Source organism: Thermococcus sp. (genome assembly GCF_027052235.1).
Taxonomy (GTDB): Archaea; Methanobacteriota_B; Thermococci; order Thermococcales; family Thermococcaceae; genus Thermococcus.
The window spans coordinates 1-4,605 of the sequence record NZ_JALUFF010000028.1 but is presented as its reverse complement, the minus strand read 5'-3'; the positions used below and the strand labels follow the sequence as shown (position 1 = coordinate 4,605).

Here is a 4,605-nt window from a genome sequence, read left to right as displayed (position 1 = left end):
CTGGCTCTTCCTACTCGCGACAGACGTCTTCGGAAACAACTTCATCCTTCAGTCGTCGGTTCCCTCTCTCTTCTACGGGGGTGCCCTCATATACTTTGGAGCCGTTCTGTGGAGATACGTGATATCCCAAAACAAGGTGGAGGCACTCTTTCCCCTCGGGCTGATACTCTTGGGAGCGCTCAACATAACGTATCCCGTAACAAGGAATATCGAGTGGTTTGCTCCCATAGGGTTCATGCTGGGCGCCATCTTCAGGTTGACAGCCGCAACGGGAGCCCTTAGATTCGCGTTCTACGAGATACTCCCGCCAAGGAAACCCAGTAGCACGGGAATGCCCCCCGGAGCCTTTATGATATCTCCATCCACACAAAACAAGGCCCTTCCAGACTTCTGCTCAAAGCCCGGGATAATAGTAATAACGCGTATGCCCCCTTCAAAAATACTCGAAAAAGTTCATCCTGAATCTATAGTGTTCTGGGTAACCCGAGTGAGTGAGGGCAAACTAAACGACAAACCTGTAATTTACGCAGTCTCCCCAACCAAAATGGGCATCCTGACGGACCTCCTAGCGAAGGCCATTGAAAGGGGTTACGTCACTGTGTATATGGACACTTTTGAATATCTGATGGTGGAAAACGGCTTCGAAAACGCCCTGAAGTTCATCCTCTCTTTGAAGGACAGGATAATTTCCGTAGGAGGGACCATAATACTTGTGATTGACTACGATGCCCTCTCGACAAAAGAGCTCAAACTACTGGAAAAGGAGTTCAAAAAGATAGAGTAGAAGTCAGACTAAGCCCAGCTTTTCAAGAAAACGCCTCGAATATTTTGTATCTTTTTCAAGTTCAGCCTTCTGGAGGAGCTGCCTCTCTATGGCCCTCAGTGCGTCGTGCACCGCCTGTATGGCACCCCACGTTTCCCCGGTCGCCACGAAGACTCCTCTGTCCGTAACGACCCTCATCCTAGCCTGGTAGAGGTGAACACCGCGGAACTTCTCGTTGAAGCGCCTTATGTAGAGGTAGATTATGCCCTCCTGACCAAGCAGTTCTTCGTAGCCGTCAACGAAGCGCTTGATGTCCTCTATTATTCTCTCCCTGGTGAAGTCGCTGAGTATCTCGGCGTCGCCACCGAGCTGGAGGTAGAAGCGGGCCTCCTTCTCCACCATTCTCGATATCGGCAGAAGCAGGTCCTTCACCGTGAGAATTCCCACAACCTTGTTGTCCTCATTCGTCACCACGAGGCCGTCAATGTCGTTGTCCAGCATCGTTGCCACGGCTTCCCTAACCCTAGCGTCAGGGGATATCGTTATAACCCCCCGTATCATCACGTCGCGGAGGGGCATGCTGAAGGGCGGTATCTTCTCCCCTGCCACCTCTCCGTACTGAGACTTGAAGCGCGGCTTGATGAACCTTATTATAAGATCATGGAGCGTCACCAACCCCTCAAGCTTACCCTCCTCGTTCACTATAGGTATCCTCGAGATGGCGTGGTCGCGCATTGTGGCGAAGGCCTTGGCCACCGTATCATCTGGCTTCAGGGTGATGACGTCCTTCGTCATAAACTCATCTATTCTCCTCCTTCCAAAGTCACCTTCAGACACTTTCCTAAGGAGTTCTATGTCGCTTATTACCCCAATGATTTCAGCCTTGCTCTCCCCAACGGGGAGGGAGCGAAGGTCGACTTCCATCATGAGTTTTGCTGCCTTGCTAAGGTCTTCATCCGGTTTTATTACCGGTGCGGGCTTGTAAACATCCCTAACCTTTGCCTTGGTCGGGTCCCACTTGAGGTGGGAGCGTATAATGAGATCCTGAGTCAGGACCCCCTTGTACAGGTTCCCGTCGAAGACCAGAATCAGGTCGGGGTCTTCCTTCTCAAAAATCCCGATCGCCTCAGAAAGCGGGGCGTCGATGTCTATCTTTTGAAACTTGTCTGTCATAACCTCCTGCACCAGAATTCCGACCATGCTGTCACCTCCCAGCACTTATTATTAGGGCGGCCGAGGATTTAAACCTTTGCCACCGAGAAGTTTTAGTTAACCTGGGTTAATAAAATTTTCGCGGAAAGATTTATAAAATCGAAGCAATAACTCCCACACGCGCCGGGGTAGCCTAGCCTGGGAAGGCGCGGGACTCGAGATCCCGTGGGCGTTAGCCCACCAGGGTTCAAATCCCTGCCCCGGCGCCAACTGCCGAGCCATCACCTTTTTAGGCGATTCTCATGGGCAAACGGGTGGAAAACAACCCTCTGACTATTAAGGTGCGGTCAATAGAACGCAAATATCACTGCGGACGGTTAGATTCAAGGAAGCCCTTCGTTATTAGACTCGACGGACGGACGTTTTCCAGATGGACCGAGGATCTCGAGAGGCCCTTCGATATCCGACTTCTCAAACTCTTCACCGAAACCACACGAAACCTGTTCCAGGAGCTCGACAACCTCAGGTTCGCCTATGGTCAGAGCGACGAGGTTTCACTCCTCTTCTTCCCCCTTCGCCCAAACAGCCAGCCAGTCTTCGGGGGGAAGGTCTACAAGGTAATTTCCCTGAGCGCATCAATATTCACGGCAACGTTCAACAGAATTCTCCCAGAGTACCTACCCGAAAAGGAGCCCGCGAACTTCGACTCACGCGTGATTCAGTTTGACTCACCGAAAGACGTTCTGGACTATTTCCTCTGGCGCTGGAGGGATGCAGTCAGGAATTCAAAGAACAGCCTGGCAAGGATCTATCTTTCACCAGAGGAAATGACGAACAAAACTTCCAATGAGCTCATAGAGCTTGCGAGAGCCCGGGGTGGCAACTGGGAAGCCCTGCCCACGGGGCTAAGATACGGCTGGGCCCTTCACGCGGATTACTCCACCGGAAGACTGAAGGTAGTGGAAGTGGAGACGTTTCCCTTCGAGAAAATGGAGAAGAAGGTGCTCGCGAGTCTCAGGTACCTCCCGTGACCTCAGGTCGTTATGTACGCCCCATCCTTCTCAACTATGACCGTGTGCTCGAACTGACTAACCATGCCCCCTCTGACTTCCCTCAGTATAGGGTACGAGTATATTGCACCGGCCCGGTCAAGCTGGGAGAGGGCGAGTTTGAGCTGTCCCTCGGGCATAAAGCCCTGAAGCCAGCGGTAGGCAAAGGGGAGCGTCTTGTACTCCCTCTTTATGTGCATCAGAAGTCTTCTTGCCTGGGCACTCCTTACAGGCCTGTCCCTGACGTACATGAATATCAGCGCCGGTGGAACCTCGATAACCTGTCCGGCGCCCGTGGTCGCGAAGGGCTCTATCGCTATGACGTCGCCCTCCTTCAGCTCGTAAGTATCAGCTTGCCGGTAGACGTTCGGTATGCTCACGCCAGCGTGGAGCTTGAAGCGCTCTATTTTGTGCCCGCTGAGGTTCACTATCGGGTTGAAGCCCTTCCCCCTTATCGTCTCCTCGATGGCCTTTCCAATCTCCCTTATCTTTACGCCCGCCCTTACCGTTGCTATCGCGTTCTCGAGGGCCTCTCTCGAAGCTTCCATGAGCTCGTCCTCCTCCATTCCAACCCTGAAGGTCAGAGCCGTGTCGGCTATGTAACCCTCCACGTGGACACCGAGGTCGAGCTTGAGGTAGTCTCCCTCGTTGAGTGCCGTCTCATCGCCCCTGTAGGGCGTGTAGTGGGCGGCGTTTGAGTTTATCGAGAGGTTGCAGGGAAAGGCAGGCTTCCCGCCGAGCTCAGCGATCCTGCGCTCGACGAACTCCGCTATATCGTAAAGCCTTGCCCCAGGCTTTATCAACTCCACAACTTCCTCCTTGACCCTGCGTGCGATTTCCCCAGCCTTTATCAGCGCTTCCCTCTCGTCCACTTTCTACCACCGGAAAAGAAAGGTTCCGCAAGCCCTTAAACCTTTCCCACCCGAGAAAAGCTTTATATTGGGTGCTATCCCTTAACCTACGGTGGGCCCATGCTAGAGCTTGGGAAGTACATCAACATCTCAGACGACGTTTTCGTTGTAAAGAACCTCATAGGCTCGATCCTCGAGGGGGTTGGGCTCGCTTACCTCTTTCCAGTTCTAATCGCGTGGTTTTACCCTGAGGAGCTAAAATACGTGGTCTACTTTGCAGTCCCCGGCACTTTCAGCATACTCTTCGGGGCCTGGCTCGGAAGGCACCAGGAAAAGCTCGAGGACGTCAACCTCCGCCAGGCGATGGTGGCCGCTGCCTTCACATGGCTCTTCGCATCATTCATCAGCGTGGTTCCCTTTATGTACATCGCCAACATGTCCTTCGTGGATTCCTACTTCGAGAGCATGAGCGCCTGGACAGGAACGGGGCTAACGATGATGACCCACCTCTCCAGTTACCCCCACATACTCCTCTTCTGGCGCGCCTGGATGCAGTGGCTTGGAGGGATTGGGATAGTCCTCGTCGCGCTCACGATCCTCATACGCCCGGGCGTTGCCGCCGCAAGGCTCTACAAAGCGGAGGCGAGGAGCGAGAGGATACTGCCCAATCTGGTCAACACATCCAAGGTCATCTTCGAGATATACCTCGTTCTCACCCTCCTTGGAGTTTACCTCTACTACATAAACGGGATGAACCTTTTTGATGCACTCACGCACTCCATGACCGGCC

At 53.3% G+C, this 4,605-nt stretch carries 5 protein-coding genes and 1 tRNA gene; 4 read left to right on the top strand and 2 right to left on the bottom strand.

Annotation, left to right across the window (positions count from 1 at the left end):
* Positions 1–784: DUF835 domain-containing protein (locus MVC73_RS03405; RefSeq protein ID WP_297506929.1), on the top strand; the 784-nt coding region annotated here is incomplete at its 5' end.
* A 3-nt stretch (positions 785–787) separates the two neighbouring features.
* On the opposite strand, the gene MVC73_RS03400 is transcribed toward MVC73_RS03405, so the two are convergent.
* Positions 788–1,963: a CBS domain-containing protein gene (locus MVC73_RS03400; RefSeq protein WP_297506927.1), complete on the bottom strand. Its 1,176-nt coding sequence runs from the start codon at positions 1,961–1,963 to the stop codon at positions 788–790.
* Positions 1,964–2,097: 134 nt separating this feature from the next.
* Between MVC73_RS03400 and MVC73_RS03395 the strand changes: the two genes are divergently transcribed.
* Positions 2,098–2,184 (top strand) — tRNA-Ser (locus tag MVC73_RS03395).
* Positions 2,185–2,217: 33 nt separating this feature from the next.
* Complete coding sequence (locus tag MVC73_RS03390) at positions 2,218–2,946, top strand: tRNA(His) guanylyltransferase Thg1 family protein (protein ID WP_297506925.1); 729 nt, start codon at positions 2,218–2,220, stop codon at positions 2,944–2,946.
* Positions 2,947–2,948: 2 nt separating this feature from the next.
* Here MVC73_RS03390 and map read toward each other — a convergent pair whose 3' ends face one another.
* Entirely contained in the window at positions 2,949–3,836 is an 888-nt protein-coding gene (gene map, locus MVC73_RS03385; RefSeq protein ID WP_297506923.1) for a type II methionyl aminopeptidase, read from the bottom strand.
* A 99-nt stretch (positions 3,837–3,935) separates the two neighbouring features.
* On the opposite strand from map, the gene MVC73_RS03380 reads away from it, so the two are divergent.
* Positions 3,936–4,605, top strand: a 670-nt coding sequence (locus MVC73_RS03380) for a potassium transporter TrkG (RefSeq protein WP_297506921.1), incomplete at its 3' end; no start/stop codon positions are given.

Bases quoted from the DNA above. Each gene is read 5' to 3' on its own strand.
- MVC73_RS03390 (WP_297506925.1), top strand. From the start codon at position 2,218: ATGGGCAAACGGGTGGAAAACAACCCTCTGACTATTAAGGTGCGGTCA.
- MVC73_RS03400 (WP_297506927.1), bottom strand. From the start codon at position 1,963: ATGGTCGGAATTCTGGTGCAGGAGGTTATGACAGACAAGTTTCAAAAG.